The sequence below is a fragment of the Microbacterium sp. JZ70 genome, from assembly GCF_053903225.1.
In genome coordinates this window covers 3,130,684-3,146,396 of the sequence record NZ_CP096405.1, presented here as the reverse complement: position 1 = coordinate 3,146,396, position 15,713 = coordinate 3,130,684, and the positions used below count along the sequence as shown (strand labels likewise).

At 71.9% G+C, this 15,713-nt stretch carries 17 protein-coding genes and 1 tRNA gene; 14 read left to right on the top strand and 4 right to left on the bottom strand.

What is annotated here, in order from left to right:
- Nucleotides 1–43 precede the first annotated feature (43 nt).
- Nucleotides 44–2,011: an acetate--CoA ligase gene (gene acs, locus M1D46_RS14470; RefSeq protein ID WP_324014211.1), complete on the bottom strand. Its 1,968-nt coding sequence runs from the start codon at nt 2,009–2,011 to the stop codon at nt 44–46.
- Nucleotides 2,012–2,240: 229 nt separating this feature from the next.
- Here acs and M1D46_RS14465 point away from each other — a divergent pair, with 229 nt between their 5' ends.
- The 11 genes from M1D46_RS14465 to M1D46_RS14415 all read left to right on the top strand — a co-directional run bounded on the left by M1D46_RS14465 (nt 2,241) and on the right by M1D46_RS14415 (nt 11,974).
- Nucleotides 2,241–3,266 carry a TadA family conjugal transfer-associated ATPase gene (locus M1D46_RS14465; RefSeq protein WP_456285898.1) on the top strand — a complete coding sequence of 342 codons (1,026 nt, stop codon included), beginning with the start codon at nt 2,241–2,243 and terminating at the stop codon, nt 3,264–3,266.
- Complete coding sequence (locus M1D46_RS14460) at nt 3,257–4,201, top strand: type II secretion system F family protein (protein ID WP_456285897.1); 945 nt, start codon at nt 3,257–3,259, stop codon at nt 4,199–4,201. Before M1D46_RS14465 ends, M1D46_RS14460 begins: the two co-directional genes overlap by 10 nt.
- A gap of 42 nt (nt 4,202–4,243) precedes the next feature.
- Nucleotides 4,244–4,432 (top strand): DUF4244 domain-containing protein, encoded by a 189-nt coding sequence (locus tag M1D46_RS14455; RefSeq protein WP_271173890.1) that lies wholly within the window; start codon nt 4,244–4,246, stop codon nt 4,430–4,432.
- Nucleotides 4,432–4,794: a TadE family type IV pilus minor pilin gene (locus M1D46_RS14450; RefSeq protein ID WP_271173889.1), complete on the top strand. Its 363-nt coding sequence runs from the start codon at nt 4,432–4,434 to the stop codon at nt 4,792–4,794. Before M1D46_RS14455 ends, M1D46_RS14450 begins: the two co-directional genes overlap by 1 nt.
- On the top strand, nt 4,794–5,114 hold the full coding sequence (locus tag M1D46_RS14445) for an Rv3654c family TadE-like protein (RefSeq protein WP_324014215.1): 321 nt from the start codon (nt 4,794–4,796) through the stop codon (nt 5,112–5,114). Before M1D46_RS14450 ends, M1D46_RS14445 begins: the two co-directional genes overlap by 1 nt.
- A gap of 147 nt (nt 5,115–5,261) precedes the next feature.
- Complete coding sequence (gene topA, locus M1D46_RS14440) at nt 5,262–7,928, top strand: type I DNA topoisomerase (protein ID WP_456287175.1); 2,667 nt, start codon at nt 5,262–5,264, stop codon at nt 7,926–7,928.
- Between the two features lie 2 nt (nt 7,929–7,930).
- Complete coding sequence (gene tmk, locus M1D46_RS14435; protein ID WP_456285896.1) at nt 7,931–8,551, top strand: dTMP kinase; 621 nt, start codon at nt 7,931–7,933, stop codon at nt 8,549–8,551.
- A 55-nt stretch (nt 8,552–8,606) separates the two neighbouring features.
- Entirely contained in the window at nt 8,607–9,764 is a 1,158-nt protein-coding gene (locus M1D46_RS14430) for a DNA polymerase III subunit delta' (protein ID WP_456285895.1), read from the top strand.
- Nucleotides 9,761–11,341, top strand: coding sequence for an alpha/beta hydrolase (locus M1D46_RS14425; RefSeq protein ID WP_456285894.1), 1,581 nt, complete (start codon nt 9,761–9,763; stop codon nt 11,339–11,341). Before M1D46_RS14430 ends, M1D46_RS14425 begins: the two co-directional genes overlap by 4 nt.
- A gap of 103 nt (nt 11,342–11,444) precedes the next feature.
- A tRNA-Thr gene (locus M1D46_RS14420) sits at nt 11,445–11,517 on the top strand.
- 58 nt (nt 11,518–11,575) lie between these two features.
- Nucleotides 11,576–11,974, top strand: coding sequence for a hypothetical protein (locus tag M1D46_RS14415; protein ID WP_271173883.1), 399 nt, complete (start codon nt 11,576–11,578; stop codon nt 11,972–11,974).
- 7 nt (nt 11,975–11,981) lie between these two features.
- Here the strand turns inward: M1D46_RS14415 and M1D46_RS14410 are convergent, their stop codons facing one another.
- Complete coding sequence (locus M1D46_RS14410; protein WP_456285893.1) at nt 11,982–12,179, bottom strand: hypothetical protein; 198 nt, start codon at nt 12,177–12,179, stop codon at nt 11,982–11,984.
- A gap of 42 nt (nt 12,180–12,221) precedes the next feature.
- Here M1D46_RS14410 and M1D46_RS14405 point away from each other — a divergent pair, with 42 nt between their 5' ends.
- Together M1D46_RS14405 and M1D46_RS14400 are read left to right on the top strand one after the other, a co-directional pair.
- Nucleotides 12,222–12,662, top strand: coding sequence for a MarR family winged helix-turn-helix transcriptional regulator (locus M1D46_RS14405; protein ID WP_271173881.1), 441 nt, complete (start codon nt 12,222–12,224; stop codon nt 12,660–12,662).
- Nucleotides 12,663–12,693: 31 nt separating this feature from the next.
- Nucleotides 12,694–13,266, top strand: a complete 573-nt coding sequence (locus M1D46_RS14400) for an isochorismatase family protein (protein ID WP_456285892.1) — start codon at nt 12,694–12,696, stop codon at nt 13,264–13,266.
- Between the two features lie 3 nt (nt 13,267–13,269).
- On the opposite strand, the gene M1D46_RS14395 is transcribed toward M1D46_RS14400, so the two are convergent.
- Nucleotides 13,270–13,887 carry a GyrI-like domain-containing protein gene (locus M1D46_RS14395; RefSeq protein ID WP_456285891.1) on the bottom strand — a complete coding sequence of 206 codons (618 nt, stop codon included), beginning with the start codon at nt 13,885–13,887 and terminating at the stop codon, nt 13,270–13,272.
- A gap of 22 nt (nt 13,888–13,909) precedes the next feature.
- Nucleotides 13,910–14,710 carry a fructosamine kinase family protein gene (locus M1D46_RS14390; protein WP_456285890.1) on the bottom strand — a complete coding sequence of 267 codons (801 nt, stop codon included), beginning with the start codon at nt 14,708–14,710 and terminating at the stop codon, nt 13,910–13,912.
- A 119-nt stretch (nt 14,711–14,829) separates the two neighbouring features.
- Between M1D46_RS14390 and M1D46_RS14385 the strand changes: the two genes are divergently transcribed.
- Complete coding sequence (locus M1D46_RS14385; RefSeq protein WP_421076362.1) at nt 14,830–15,699, top strand: SDR family oxidoreductase; 870 nt, start codon at nt 14,830–14,832, stop codon at nt 15,697–15,699.
- The last annotated feature ends 14 nt before the right edge of the window (nt 15,700–15,713 follow it).

Sequence of the window (15,713 nt, the reverse complement as noted above, 5' to 3'; positions counted from 1 at the left end):
CGACAGAGGCCGGGCCCCGCGGGGCCCGGCCTCTGTCGTCGTCCTACCGCACCTGGGCGGAGATCACGCTCATCACGGCGGTGTCGGCCAGTGTCGTCGTGTCGCCGACCTCGCGTCCCTCGGCCACGTCGCGCAGCAGGCGGCGCATGATCTTGCCCGAGCGGGTCTTCGGCAGCTCGCCGACGATGTAGACGTCGCGCGGACGCGCGATCGGGCCGATCTGCTCGCCGACCCATGCGCGCAGCTGCTGCGCGAGACCATCCGGCCCGTGCTCCTTGAGGTAGCTCTCCTTCAGGATCACGAACGCGACGACCGCCTGCCCCGTCGTCTCGTCCGAGGCGCCCACGACCGCGGCCTCCGCGGTCGCCTCGTGGGCGACGAGGGCCGACTCGATCTCCGCGGTGGAGAGCCGGTGCCCCGAGACGTTCATGACGTCGTCGACGCGGCCGAGCAGCCAGATGTCGCCGTCCTCGTCGAGGCGCGCGCCATCCCCCGCGAAGTAGTAGCCCTGCTCGGCGAACTTGTCCCAGTAGGTCTCCTTGTAGCGCTCGGGGTCGCCCCAGATGCCGCGGAGCATGCTCGGCCACGGCTCCGTGATGACGAGCAGGCCTCCGTTGCCGTTGCCGACGTGCTGGGCCTTCTCGTCGACGACGTCGATCGAGATGCCGGGGAGCGGCACCTGAGCCGAGCCGGGCTTCGCCTCCGTCACGCCCGGGAGGGCGGACACCATGATCGCGCCCGTCTCGGTCTGCCACCACGTGTCGACGATCGGGGTCTTCCCGCCGCCGATGACGTCGCGGTACCAGACCCACGCCTCGGGGTTGATCGGCTCGCCGACCGAGCCGAGGACGCGCAGGCTCGACAGGTCGCGCTGCTGCGGGATGACCCTGCCCTGCTTCATGAATCCGCGGATGGCCGTGGGGGCGGTGTAGAGGATGGTCACGCCGTACTTCTCGACGATGTCCCACCACCGGCCGGGCGCGGGGAACTCGGGCGTGCCCTCGTACAGGACCTGCGTCGCGCCGTTCGCGAGCGGGCCGTACGCGACGTACGTGTGCCCGGTGACCCATCCGATGTCGGCCGTGCACCAGTACACGTCGGACTCGGGGTGGAGGTCGAACACGTTCCGGTGCGTGAACGCGGCCTGCGTGAGGTAGCCGCCCGACGTGTGCAGGATGCCCTTCGGCTTCCCCGTCGTGCCCGACGTGTACAGGATGTACAGCGGGTTCTCCGACGGGAAGGCCTGCGCGGTGTGCTCGGCCGGCGCCTGCGGGACGACGTCGTGCCACCACAGGTCGCGGCCCTCGGTCCACTCGACCTCGTTCTCGCCGCGCTTGACGACGAGAACGTGCTCGACCGTGAGCTGCGCGCCGTCGCCGCGGTCGGAGAGCGCCTGATCGACGGCCGGCTTGAGCGGCGACACCTTGCCCTTGCGGTAGCCGCCGTCGGCCGTGATGACGAGCTTCGCGCCGGCGTCGTCGATGCGCGAGCGCAGGCTGTCGGCGCTGAACCCGCCGAAGACGACCGAGTGGATGGCGCCGATCCGCGCGACCGCGAGCATCGAGGCGATGGCCTCGGGGATCATCGGCAGGTAGATCGCGACGCGGTCGCCCGCTCCGACACCGAGGTCGGTGAGCACGTTCGCGAGGCGCTTGACCTCGTCGGTGAGCTCGGCGTAGGTGACCGTGCGGGAGTCGCCCGGCTCGCCCTCCCACAGCAGGGCCACGCGGTCGCCGTTGCCCGCCTCGACGTGGCGGTCGAGGCAGTTGTACGCGACGTTCAGCTCGCCGTCGGCGAACCACTTCGCGAACGGCGGCGTCGACCAGTCGAGCACCTGGGTGAACGGCTTCTCCCAGTGCAGCAGCTCGCGGGACTGCTCGGCCCAGAACCCCTCGCGATCCGCGGCGGCGCGCTCGTACAGGTCGGCCTTCGCGACGGCGTTCGCGGCGAACTCGGGCGACGGCGCGAATCGGCGCGTCTCGGTGAGCAGGTGGTCGATCTGGCTGGACATTCGATCGCTCCTTCGCGTGCAGGTCCTGAAGCCGCGACGCCGCGGCGCCGGCTGACGAAGCCGACCATCCGAACCTACGCCGCCGCCGGACGGGTCGGGTACCTCCGAAAGTCGGGGGTGCGTCTCAGGCCACCCGACGCCGTGTGCCCAGGCGGCGTGTCTCGTCATGGTTCTCCACGGATGGCGCGAGCGCCCGTTCTCGAGGGAGCGGGCTCCCTAGCGTCGAGGCATGGCCGTCCCCTTCATCGTCCAGCCGCGTGGAAACCCCCGCCGCGCGCCCGGAGATGACGACGCGCAGGCCGCGCGGCGGGACGACCTGGCGGCGCGGGCGGACCTGGGGCCGCTCGCGCCGTACCTCGCCGACGACGCCGTGACCGACCTCTTCGTCAACGGGACCGCGGGGCTCTTCGTCGACCGCGGGGAGGGGCCGCGGCACGATCCGAGCTGGCGGGCGTCGGAGCGCGAGGTGCGCGACCTGGCGACCGAGCTCATCGCACGGGGCGGACGCCACATCGACGACGCGACGCCGTGCGTCGACGTGCGCCTGCCGGGCGGCATGCGCATCCACGCGGTCCTGCCGCCGGTGAGCTCGAGCGGAACGTCGCTGTCGATCCGCGTGCCCCGGCTGACCCGCGCCGACCTCGGCGACCTGTGCCGCGGCGGCGCCTTCGCCGACGACGTCCGCGCCTGGCTGGTCGAGATCGTCCGTCGGCGCGAGAACGTGCTCGTGACGGGAGCCGCGGGCACCGGCAAGACGACGCTGCTCGCGGCCATGCTCTCGCACACCCCGCCCAACGAGCGGATCGTGACGATCGAGGACGTCGCCGAGCTGCGCATCGCGCATCCGCATCACGTGTCGCTCGAGGCGCGGCAGCCGAACCTCGAGGGCGCCGGTGCGATCGGCCTCGCCCGGCTCGTGAGGGAATCGCTGCGGATGCGCCCCGACCGGATCGTCGTGGGGGAGTGCCGCGGCGAGGAGGTCCGCGAGCTCCTCACGGCGCTCAAGCGGGGACACGACGGCGGCGCGGGCACCCTGCATGCGTCGGGTCTCGACGACGTGCCGGCGCGTCTCGAGGCCCTCGGCGCGCTTGCGGGCATGGACGACCACGCCGTCGCGCGCCAGGTCACGAGCGCGATCGGCTTCGTGCTGCACCTCGAGCGCGACCGCGCCGGGCAGCGTCGGCTGGCCCGCGTCGGGCGATTCGCGGATGGACGGGGTCGGCTGGCGATCGAGGAGGTCGAGCCGTGGCGCTGAGGAGAAGGCGCCGCGACGAGCCGACCGGTCCGGTCGCGGAGACCGTCCTGCGTCTGGCCGTGCTGCTGCAGGCGGGTGCATCGCCGACGACGGCATGGCGCCACCTCAGCGAGTCGGGCGACGCGGCTGCCGAGCGGATCGTCGCACGCTCGGCCGCCGGCATGCCCCTCGTCGAGGCGATCGAGGCGGAGGCGGAGGCCGTCGAGCGCCCGCGCGATCCGGCGGCCATCCGCCTCGCCGCCGCCTGGCGCGACGTCGCAGCCGCGTGGCATGTGTCGATCGCGGTGGGCGCGCCGCTCGCCGAGAGCCTCCGCGCGATGGCAGCCGCACTTCGCGATGCGCAGGAGAGCGGCGACGATGTGCGGGTCGCGCTCGCGGAGCCCGCCGGCACCGCGCGTCTCATGGCCTGGCTGCCGCTGTTCGGCCTGCTCATCGGCGGGGCGCTCGGCTTCGACACGCTCTCCGTTCTCGTGGGCGACGCGATCGGCCTCGTCTGCCTGGGGAGCGGGCTCGCCCTCCTCCTCCTGGCTCGCATCTGGACCGGTCGGCTCGTCCGCGCGGCTCAGCCTCCGGCCGGGACACCGGGCATGACCGCCGAGCTGATGGCCATCGGACTCGCGGGCGGCGTGTCGATCGACCGCGCGACGCGGCTCGTCGACGAGGCCGCGGGCGGCCCCCGTGCTGTCGATCGCATCGAGCCCGTGCTCGCTCTGTCGCGTTCGGCAGGGGTGCCAGCGGTCGAGCTGCTCCGCGCCGCCGCCGCGCACGACCGGCACGACGCGCGCACGCAGGGCCGGATGCGCGCGGCGCGCCTCGGTTCGCGTCTGCTGCTGCCGCTCGGCGTGTGCACCCTGCCGGCGTTCCTGTGCCTCGGTGTCGCGCCGATGATGCTCAGCGTCATCCGCGCGACCCCTCTGCCCGCACTCGGCGGCTGAGCATCGACCCCGGGAATCCATCCAGAGAGAAAGAAGGAGCACATGTCAGAGAAGCCCACCCTCCGACTCGTCGAGCTGCTCGACGACGAGACCGGAGCGTCGACGGCGGAGTACGCGATCGTCACGATGGCGGCCGTCGCGTTCGCCGGTCTGCTCGTGATGATCATGCGGTCGGGCGAGGTGCAGCAGATCCTCACCGATCTCGTGCGCCGCGCGCTCACGGTTCCGTGATGCGACGGGCGGTGCGGCGGCGACGCGGATGGCCGTGCCGCGCGAGCGAGCGCGGCTCGGTCACGGCCGAGCTCGCCGTCGCGCTGCCCGCCGTCGTGCTCGTCGCCGCGCTCGGCATCGCCGGGCTCGGTGCGGCCTCGCGCCAGGTGCAGCTCCAGGACGCCGCGGCGGACGCGGCGCGGCTCATCGCGAGGGGAGAGGAGGAGGGGCGCGCCGCCGGCATCGTCGCGGCGGTCGGCGGCGCGCTCTCGATCGCGCACCACGGCGACCTCGTGTGCGCGACGGCCGAGGCCGAGGCCCGCATCGGAGCGCTCGCCGTCCCGCTGTCCGCGTCGAGCTGCGCACTCGCCGGAGGATGGTGATGTCGGGCACCGCGATCGGGGCGGGCGTGGTCGCGGCAGCATGCGCGCTCGTCGTCGGGCTCGCCGCCGCGGGAGGGGCGGCGGCCGAGAGCCAGCGCATCGCGAGCGTGGCCGACGCGGCCGCGCTCGCCGCGGCCGATGCGGCGAGCGGCGCGGTCGTCGGCGACCCCTGCGGGCTCGCGGGCCAGGTGGCGGGTGCGGGCCGGGCATCCCTGGCGTCCTGTACCGTGGAGGGTCTCATCGCAACCGTCTCCGTCCAGTCCCGATACGGCGGATTCCCGGTGGCGGCCGCTGCCCGAGCGGGCCCGCCTCCCTCATGAGCCGAGGCGCTCCCCTGTGAGCGTCCGGTCGGCGCGCGATGTGTATGGTGTGCTTCGAGGAAAGGACGCCCCTTGGCATCAGGCAAGACGGCATCAGGCAAGACCGCTGCCGGCAAGACGCTCGTCATCGTCGAGTCCCCGACGAAGATGCGCTCGATCCAGAGCTATCTCGGCGACGGCTACGAGGTGCTCAGCTCGGTCGGCCACATCCGCGACCTCGCCGACAAGCGCGACATCCCCGAGAAGGACCGCGAGGCCTACGGCAAGTACTCGATCGACATCGAGCACGGCTTCGAGCCGTACTACGTCGTCAGCGATCGGAAGACGAAGACCGTCTCCGAGCTCAAGCGCGCGCTCAAGGATGCCTCCGAGCTCCTGCTCGCCACCGATGAGGACCGCGAGGGCGAGGCCATCGCGTGGCACCTCCTCGAGACGCTCAAGCCGAAGATCCCGGTCAAGCGCATGGTGTTCCACGAGATCACCAAGGACGCCATCCAGGCCGCGGTCGAGAAGACGCGCGAGCTCGATCTCGCCCTCGTCGACGCCCAGGAGACCCGGCGCATCCTCGACCGCCTCTACGGCTGGGACGTCTCCCCGGTCCTGTGGCGCAAGATCGGCAGCGGCAGCTCCGGCGCCGCGCTCAGCGCAGGACGCGTGCAGTCCGCGGCCACGCGGATGGTCGTGGACCGCGAGCGCGAGCGGATGGCGTTCGTGTCGGCCTCGTACTGGGGCATCGAGGCGACCGCGGCGCGCGCCGCCGAGAGCTTCTCGGTGCGTCTCGTGCGCGTCGACGGCGCGCCCCTCGCGGTCGGCCGCGACTTCGACGACAAGGGCCAGCTCAAGCGCGCGGTCGTCGTGCTCGACGAGGCGGGCGCACGGCAGCTCTCGACCGCGATCGACGAGACGGGAACGGCGCGCGCCACGAAGGTCGAGGCGAAGCCCGGCACGCGGCGCCCCTCCGCGCCGTTCACGACGTCGACCCTCCAGCAGGAGGCCGGCCGCAAGCTCGGCATGACCGCGAAGGTCACGATGTCGGTCGCGCAGAGCCTGTACGAGCGGGGATACATCACCTATATGCGCACCGACTCGACCAACCTCAGCGCGCAGGCGATCAGCGCCGCGCGCGAGCAGGCGGTCGCGCTGTACGGCGAGAGCGCCGTGCCGCTCAAGCCGCGGTCGTACGCGTCGAAGAGCAAGAACGCGCAGGAGGCGCACGAGGCGATCCGCCCGTCGGGCGACCGCTTCCGCACCCCCAAGGAGGTCGCGGGGCAGCTCGGGCGCGACGAGCAGCGGATGTACGACCTCATCTGGAAGCGCACCATCGCGAGCCAGATGTCCGACGCGAAGTTCGAGACGACGACGGTCACGCTCGAGACCGAGGCGGATGGCCGGAAGGTCGAGTTCACGGCGTCGGGCACCGTCTACACGTTCAAGGGCTTCCTCGAGGCGTACGAGGAAGGGCGCGACGAGAAGCGCGGCGACGCCGACGAGGCGAAGGAGCAGTCGCTCCCGCGCGTCGCCGAGGGTGACGAGCTCGCGCTCTCCGACGCGACCGCGAAGGGGCACGAGACGACCCCGAAGCCGCGCTACACCGAGGCGAGCCTCGTCAAGGCGCTCGAGGAGCGCGGCATCGGGCGCCCCTCGACGTTCGCGAGCATCATCGGCGTCATCCTCGACCGCGGGTATGTCGTCAAGCGCGGCCAGGCGCTCGTCCCGACCTGGATCGCGTTCAGCGTGATCCGCCTGCTCGAAGACCACTTCTCCGAGCTCGTCGACTACGACTTCACGGCCGAGCTCGAGGACGACCTCGACGCCATCGCGCGCGGCGAGCAGCGCCGCGTCGACTGGCTGAAGTCGTTCTACTTCGGCGGGGAGGGGCATCCCGGCCTCCGCAACATCGTCGACAACCTCGGCGAGATCGACGCGCGTGCCATCAACTCCATGCCGATCACCGAGACGGCGACGCTGCGGGTCGGCAAGTACGGGCCGTACCTCGAGGTCGTTGACCCCGCGAAGCCCGACGAGAAGCCGCGCATCGTGAACGTGCCGGAGGATCTCGCTCCCGACGAGCTGACGCCCGAGAAGGCGCAGGAGCTCATCGATGCTCCGGTCGTGAGCGACCGGGTGCTCGGCGAGAACCCGGAGAACGGCAAGATCGTCGTCGTGAAGGACGGCCGGTACGGTCCGTATGTGCAGGAGCAGGAGCCGCCGTCGGCCGATGAGGTCGACGAGGCGACCGGCGAGGTGGCCGAGGAGCCGAAGAAGCGCGGCGCCAAGAAGGCCGCTGCGCCGAAGCCGCGCACGGCGTCGCTCTTCAAGAGCATGACGCCCGAGACGGTCGACCTCGACACCGCGCTGCGCCTGCTGTCGCTCCCGCGCGTCGTCGGCGAGGACCCGGAGAGCGGCGAGCAGATCACCGCGCAGAACGGCCGCTTCGGCCCCTACCTGAAGAAGGGCTCCGACTCTCGCTCGCTCGAGAGCGAGAGCCAGATCTTCGACATCACGCTCGAGCAGGCGCTCGAGCTCTACAAGCAGCCGAAGTACGGCGCGCGACGGGCGTCGAGCGCGCTCAAGGAGTTCGACAACGACCCCGTGAGCGGCAAGCCGATCCGCGTGCGCGACGGCCGCTTCGGGCCGTACGTGACCGACGGCGAGACGAACGCGACGATCCCGCGCGGCGAGACGGTCGACGAGATCGACTTCGAGCGCGCCAAGCAGCTGCTCGCCGACAAGCGCGCCAAGGGGCCCGTCAAGAAGCGCACGACGACGCGCAAGACGACCACGACGCGCAAGCCGGCCGCGAAGAAGAAGTGACGGTGGCGCGCGGGGTCTGGATCACATTCGAGGGCGGCGACGGCGTCGGCAAGACGACGCAGGCGCGTCTGCTCGAGGACTGGCTCTCCGCCGAGGGCCGCACGGTCGTGCGCACCCGCGAGCCGGGCGGCAGCGATGTGGGCCAGCTCATCCGCGACATCGTCCTGCACCACCGCGGCGACATCGCGCCGCGCGCGGAGGCTCTCCTCTACGCGGCCGACCGCGCCCACCATGTGCGCGCGGTCGTCCGCCCCGCCCTCGAGCGCGGCGAGGTCGTCATCCAGGACCGCTACCTCGACTCGTCGGTCGCCTATCAGGGTGCCGGTCGCGTGCTCGACGCGGACGAGGTGCGCGATCTGTCGCTGTGGGCCGCGGAGGGGGCGCTGCCCGACGTGACCGTGCTGCTCGATCTCGACCCGGCCGCGGCGCGCGCACGGCTCGACGCCGACGACAAGCCGTTCGACCGGCTCGAGGCCGAGAAGGAGGACTTCCACCGTCGCGTGCGCGAGGCCTTCCTCGCGCTCGCGGCCGCCGAGCCCGACCGGTTCCTCGTCGTCGACGCGGCCCTCTCGCCGGAGACGCTCGCCGAGGCCATCCGCGCGCGCATCGCGCCCCTGCTCTGACCCCGCACGCGGGAGCGCGGAGGGCATTGTCGGCGGGGCTGGTTAGGCTGACGGTATGACCTCCGTCACGGCACCCGCTCTTCCGTGGGGGGATGTGTGGGGGCAGGACGAGGCCGTCGAGATCCTCCAGGCCGCTGCGTCGGGCGCGGGCTCGCTCGCGCACGCGTGGCTCATCACCGGTCCGCCCGGCTCCGGGCGATCGACCCTCGCGCGGGCGTTCGCCGCCGCGCTCATCGCGTCGGCGCCGGACGACACCGCGACGATGAAGCAGGTGCTCGCGGGAACGCACCCCGACCTCACCGCGCTGCGCACCGAGGGCGTCATCATCACGATCGCCCAGGCGCGCGCCCTCGTGGAGCGGTCGTACTTCTCGCCCTCGACCGGGCGGTACCGCGTGATCGTCGTCGAGGACGCCGATCGGATGACCGAGCGCACCTCGAACGTGCTCCTGAAGGCTCTCGAGGAGCCGCCGCCCGAGACCGTGTGGGTGCTCTGCGCGCCGAGCGATGCGGATCTGCTGCCGACCATCCGCTCGCGCGTGCGGCTCCTGCGCCTGCGCGAGCCGGAGGTCGCCGACGTCGCCGCGCTCATCCAGGCCCGAACGGGCGTCGACGAGGCGACCGCCGAGCAGGCGGCTCGTCACGCGCAGCGCCACATCGGCATGGCGCAGCGGCTCGCGACCGACGCCGCGTCGCGCCGGCGCCGCGACGACACGCTGCGCGCCGTCATGCGGGTGCGGGGCATCGGCGACGTCGTCGAGGTCGCGGGCGAGATCGTGCAGGCCGCCACGGACGATGCCAAGGCCCTCACCGCCGAGCGCGACGAGGCAGAGCGCGCCGCCCTCCTGCGGACGGTGGGTGCCGTGGAGGGCGCCCGGATCCCGCCGGCGGTGCGCGCGCAGATCACGGCGCTCGAGGACGAGCAGCGCAAGCGCGCCACGCGCAGCCTGCGCGACGGGATCGATCGCGTGCTCACCGATCTGCAGTCCCTGTACCGCGACGTCGTGCTCCTGCAGCTCGGGCGCGAGGAGGGCCTCATCAACCTCGAGCTCCTCGACGACCTCCGAGCGCTGGCGGGCGCGTGGAAGCCCGAGCGCACGCTGGTCGTGCTGGACCACATCGCCGAGACGCGCGACGCGCTCGAGAAGAACGTGCAGCCCACGCTCGCGCTCGAGAGCCTGCTCGTCACCATCGTCAGCGGAAGGAAGACATGACCATCGCCCGTCATCCCCTCCGGAGGCGGTTCGGCCGTCTGACGGCCGTCGTCGCGGGCCTCTCGGCGGCCGCCCTTGCGCTGTCGGGCTGCCTCACCGCGCAGATCCCGGTCGAGGGGGAGGGGCAGTCGGGAACCGTCGTCGGGGCCGAGCCCGTGCTCGACGGCGTTCCCGACGAGCTGCTGCCGTTCTACGACCAGCGGCTCGAGTGGACGCCGTGCGGCGGCGACTTCCAGTGCTCGACGGTCACCGCGCCGCTCGACTGGGAGCACCCCGACGCGGGCGAGATCGAGCTCGCCGTGATCCGCCAGACCGCGCTCTCCGGGCGGGCACAGGGATCGCTGCTGACCAACCCGGGCGGTCCGGGCGGCAGCGGTGTCTCCTTCATCCGCGAGAACATCGCGTGGTCGATCGGGGACGCGCTGCAGGAGAGCTACGACGTCATCGGATGGGATCCGCGCGGCGTGGGCGCGTCGACCGCCGTCCGCTGCTTCGACGCGGATGAGATGGACGCCTACCTCTACGACATCCCGCAGGGTGAGCGCGGCTCCGCCGAGTGGGAGGCTGAGCTCGAGGAGCGCGCCGAGGCGTTCGCGAACGCGTGCGCCGAGAACAGCGACGGGCTGCTCGAGTTCATCACGACGGAGCAATCGTCGCGCGACCTCGATCTGCTGCGCGCCGTCCTCGGCGAGACCGAGCTCGACTACCTCGGGTTCTCGTACGGCACGTTCCTCGGAGCGACCTACGCCGAGAACTTCCCGGATCGCGTCGGCCGCCTCGTGCTCGACGGCGCGATCGACCCCTCGACCTCCGGGGAGGAGGTCGGCGTGACACAGGCGGTCGGCTTCGAGAACGCCCTGCGCACCTACATGGAGGCGTGCGTGGCAGGTGACACGGGCGCAGCCTGCCCCTTCGCAGGGTCGGCCGACGACGCGATGAACGACCTCTCCGCACTGCTCGCGAGCGTCGACGCGCGCCCTCTGCCCTACGACGACGGGCGTGAGCTCGGCGCCGATGCGCTCATGACGGCGATCATCGCGGCGCTCTACAACGAGGCGAACTGGATGTACCTCACGGAGGCGCTCGCGGGCGCCCTCGAGGGCGACCCGTCGACCGCCTTCTTCCTCGCCGACTTCTACAACGGGCGCGAGAACGGCGAGTACCAGGACAACTCGACCGAGGCCTTCAACGCCTACAACTGCATGGACTACCCGGAAGACCCCGAAGAGGCGGTCGAGGAGACCGAGCGGCGGATCGCGGAGGAGGCGCCGACGATCGCGCCGTACTGGTCCGGCGCCTCCGCCTGCGAGTACTGGCCCTACCCGCCGACGGGCGAGCGCGGCGAGATCTCCGCCTCCGGAGCCGCGCCCATCCTTGTCGTCGGAACGACGGGCGATCCGGCGACCCCGTACGAGTGGGCCGAGGCGCTCGCAGCCCAGCTCGAATCGGGGGTGCTGCTCACGTACGAGGGGGAGGGGCACACGGCGTACAACGGCGCGAGCGACTGCATCAACGACGCCGTGGAGGCGTTCCTCGTCGACGGCACCGTGCCTGAGGACGGGCTCGTCTGCTCCTGACCGGACTGCTCTGACGCGAAACGCCCGGCCGACGCCGTCGGTTCGCAGCACGGGCTCCGACCCGGTATGCTTGATTCTCGTGCCGCTCGGGCGGCGCGAGATCGCCACCTTAGCTCAGTCGGCAGAGCGATTCACTCGTAATGAATAGGTCGTCGGTTCGATTCCGACAGGTGGCTCCGATACAGAAGGCGCGCTCCATCCGGGGCGCGCCTTCTGCCATACCGACGGAGCCCCATGGACGCGAGCCACGTGATCGGAGCGATCACCGAGATCTTCTCGTGGATCGGCTTCGGCGCGGCGCTCGTCCTCGGTCTCATCGCGATCATCGCGCGCCTCGCGGACGGCACGTGGGTCCCCGTTCGGGCGTTCGTGCTGTCGGAGCAGGAGCCGCCGATCCTGCGCTGGTTCACGGTGGGTCACACGGTCGGGGAGGCGCCGCTCACGCCCGAGCTGCGGGCGGCCGCCGGCGATGCCGACGAGGTCGACGTCTTCACGAATCCGCAGCGCCCGGGGTCCGTGCGACTCCACCAGCACTCGCCGCTGCCCCGATTCCTCGGCTGGGGCGCGATCGCGTTCGGCGGCCTCGGGGTCGTGTCGACGATCGTGCAGCTGATCCTCGTGGCGATGCGCTGAGCCGCGCTCACGGGCAGTGCAGCTCGCCGTCTACGAGGGCGTGGTCGACCTTGTGCGCGCCGCAGCGATGACAGGGCGTGCCCTTTCCCTCACCCACCTGCGCGGGGCCGGCCAGGCTGATCAGGGTGGTGTTGAACCACTGGTAGAAGCCGCCCGCCTCCCGGATGCGGGTGCGGAGGGGGGTTCGCTCGGCGCGTGCGTGCATGTAATTAGTGTACTAACGAATAGACCTCGATAGGGTAGTCGGGTGACGGACCATCGCGAGGACCTGCTGAAGCTCGAGAACCAACTGTGCTTCGCGATCGTGACGGCCGCGCGCAACGTGGTGTCGATCTACCGGCCCGTGCTCGAGCCCCTCGGGCTGACGCATCCGCAGTACCTCGTGATGCTCGCCCTGTGGGAGAAGGCCCCGCGCACGCTCCGTGAGCTGTCCGCGGAGCTCGCGCTCGAGCCCGCGACCGCGTCGCCGCTCGTGAAGCGCCTCGAGGCCCAGGGGCTTGTCCGCCGCGAGCGCCGACCGGATGACGAGCGGCGGCTCGCGATCGGGCTCACGGAGGAGGGCGCCGCCCTGCGCGAGCAGGCGCTCGCCGTGCCCGAGCAGATCATGGCGCGCGTCGGCCTCGACGCCGCGCAGCTCGCGAGCATCCGGGATTCGCTCGCGCCCTTCTCGGGCAATCTGGACGCCTGACGTCGACCCGGGGGAGGCGTACGCTCGGACCATGAGCAGGGCGCTTCTCATCGTCGACGTGCAGAACGACTTCACCGAGGGCGGTGCGCTCGCGGTCGCGGGCGGCGACGCCGTGGCCGAGGGGATCACGCGGCACCTCGCGGAGCATGCGGGGGAGTACGCGGCGATCATCGCCTCGCGCGACTGGCACGATGCCGATGGTGACAACGGCGGGCACTTCGCCGTGGATGCCGATCCCGATTTCGTCGACACGTGGCCCGTGCACTGCGTCGCGGGCACGCCAGGGGCCGACTACGATCCCGGGCTCGACACCGCCTCGGTCACACACCATGTGAAGAAGGGCCAGGGACGCCCCGCCTACTCGATGTTCGAGGGTCAGACGGATGACGGCGAGACCGTCGGCCGCATCCTCGATGCGCGCGGGATCGAAGCTGTCGACGTCGTCGGGATCGCGACCGATCACTGCGTCCGTGCGTCCGCGCTCGACGCGATCGCGCACGGCCAGCACGTCCGCGTCCTCACCGAGCTCATCGCCGGGGTCGGCGCCGAGTCGTCGGAGGCGGCGCTCGCCGAGCTCGCGCACGCGGGAGCCGAGATCGTCTGACCGTCAAGCGGGAGCGACCGGCTGTCGCAGGATGGTCCGGCGCCGCTCGGGCGGGACCCGGCGGAAGTCGCTGAGATAGATCTCGTGGTGGCGGCCCGTCATCCGCAGGCCGTGCTGCGGGATGAACTCCTCGTGCATGCGCGTGAGGACGGGCCCCTCGTCGTCGAACGACCCGACGTGCAGCGTCTGCACGGCGCGCCCCTCATCGAGCATCTCCCAGCGCAGATCGGAGAGGCGGGGCGGGTTCTTCGCCGCCGCCTTCCCGATGGCGGCATCGACGAGGCCCGCGTCGATCCAGTCGGGCGTGCGGATGACCAGGGTCCAGTTCCACGCGGACTTGTCGCGGGCGGTCGTGAAGCTCGCCATGTCGTCGGCGCTCCAGAGGCCCTCGAGCGGCGGGACGACGTAGTCGCGTTCGAGCTCCTGCTTGCTGGCGAACTTCAGCGCGTAGGCGACGGGGTAGAGCGTCTCGATCGCCTCCGCGAACGCGGGGGAGGTGTTCGGATCGCCGTGCCCGTCGACCATGAGGTATCGGGCGGGCTCGAGGTCGACGATGCGGAACTGTCCCTGTCGCGCGCGGTAGGCGTCGAGGGTCTTCCGGAGGTCGATCTTGTCCGCCATGACGGCCAGCGTAACGGCGGCCTCAGACGTACGCGCGGGCCAGTCGCAGCGCGGAGGCCGTGTATCCGCCGCGGAAGAGATGCGCGTGCATGATGACGATCCCGAGCTGATGCAGTCGGATGCGGTCGCGCCATCCGTCTGCGAGCGGCGATGCGTCGTCGTACCCGGCGTAGACGTCCTCGAGATGGGGGAAGCCGAAGACCGAGAGCGTCGCGAGGTCGGTCTCGGCATGGCCGCCGTGCGCCATCGGGTCGATGAGCGCGGCGCCCGACGGGTCGTCGGCGTAGAGGACGTTCCCCGCCCACATGTCCCCGTGGACGCGTGCGACGGGATGGCCCGCCGCGCGCACGAGCGCGGGCTGCGGATGGTCGAGGGCGCCGTCACGCGGGCGCGACGCCAGCCGCTCGAACACGGCGGCGTCGTCGGCGTCGATCACGCCGTCGTCCCTCAGGCGCCGCGCGAACACCTCGATCCGGTGCTCGGCGTAGAAGGCGCCCCACGCGTCCGCCGCTTCCGCGGCGTCCACGACGAGCGGCGTGCGCGAACGGCCCATGCTGTCTGCGCCCGAGTGCTCCGGGGGAGGGCAGCCCCACCAGGCCGCGCCCGCCGCGTGGGTGCGGGCGAGCGCGCGGCCGAATGCGCGCGCCGCCTCCGCCGACGGCGCGGCCTCGTCGATCCGCTCGAGGACGAGTCGATCGCGGTCGGCGGAGACGACCCGCGCGACGCGCGCACCGCCATCCGCCTCCGCGAGCCATCGGAGTCCGGCCGCCTCGCCGAGCAGGTCGTCGCCTTCGCGTCGTGTCTTCGTGAACGTGTCGCCCATCGACGACGAGGGTAGCCGTCGCGGGCTGCGGTCCGACTAGCATGGGCGTCATGCAATGCCGGTGAGCCGCTTCCGCCCCCTGATCTCGCGCGTCTGCGCATCTCGGAAGGACCTCCTGCATGCCTGCACTCCCTCTGTCCGGCAAGACCGCCCTCGTCACCGGCGTCTCGCGACGACGCGGCATCGGATTCGCCGTCGCGGCGCGTCTCGCCGCACTCGGCGCGAGCGTCTTCATCCACCACTTCCGCGCGCACGACGTCGACCAGCCCTGGGGAGGGGACGACATCGAGGCGCTCACGGAGCAGCTGCGCGGCCATCTCGCTCCGGGCGCGCGCCTCGGCGACCGCGCAGCCGACCTGCGCGACCCCGCGGAGATCCCTGCCCTGCTCGACGACGCCTTCGCGCTCACCGGCGGTGTCGACATCCTCGTCTGCAATCACGCGCGCAGCGGCGGCGACGGGAGCCTGCTCGACATGACCGCGGAGCGCCTCGACGAGCACTGGCAGGCGAACGCGCGCTCGGTGCTGCTGCTCACCGCCGAGTACGCACGTCGCATCTCGGGTGTGACGCCGGACGCCGCGCTGCGCCCGGGCGACCACGTGGGTCGGCGGGGCCCCTTCCCGGAGCCGACCGGGCGGGTGTTCTGGATGACGTCGGGCCAGATCCACGGCGCCATGCGCGGTGAGGTGGCCTACGCGACGAGCAAGGCCGCGCTCGCGGGAATCACGGCGACGGCCGCGGCCGAGCTCCTCGACGTGGGGATCGTGCTGAACACGGTCAACCCGGGGCCCGTGAACACGGGGTACCTCGACGCCGACTCGACGGACCGCGACCTGAGCGGCATCGAGGAGGCGCTCGCGCGCACCGCGTTCGGCCGCTTCGGGCGGCCGGATGATCCCGCGCACCTCATCGGATGGCTCGCCACCGACGAGGGGGCGTGGATCGTCGGGCAGGTGCTCACGAGCGACGGCGGATTCTCGCTCGGGTGAGCCGAGCGCGACCT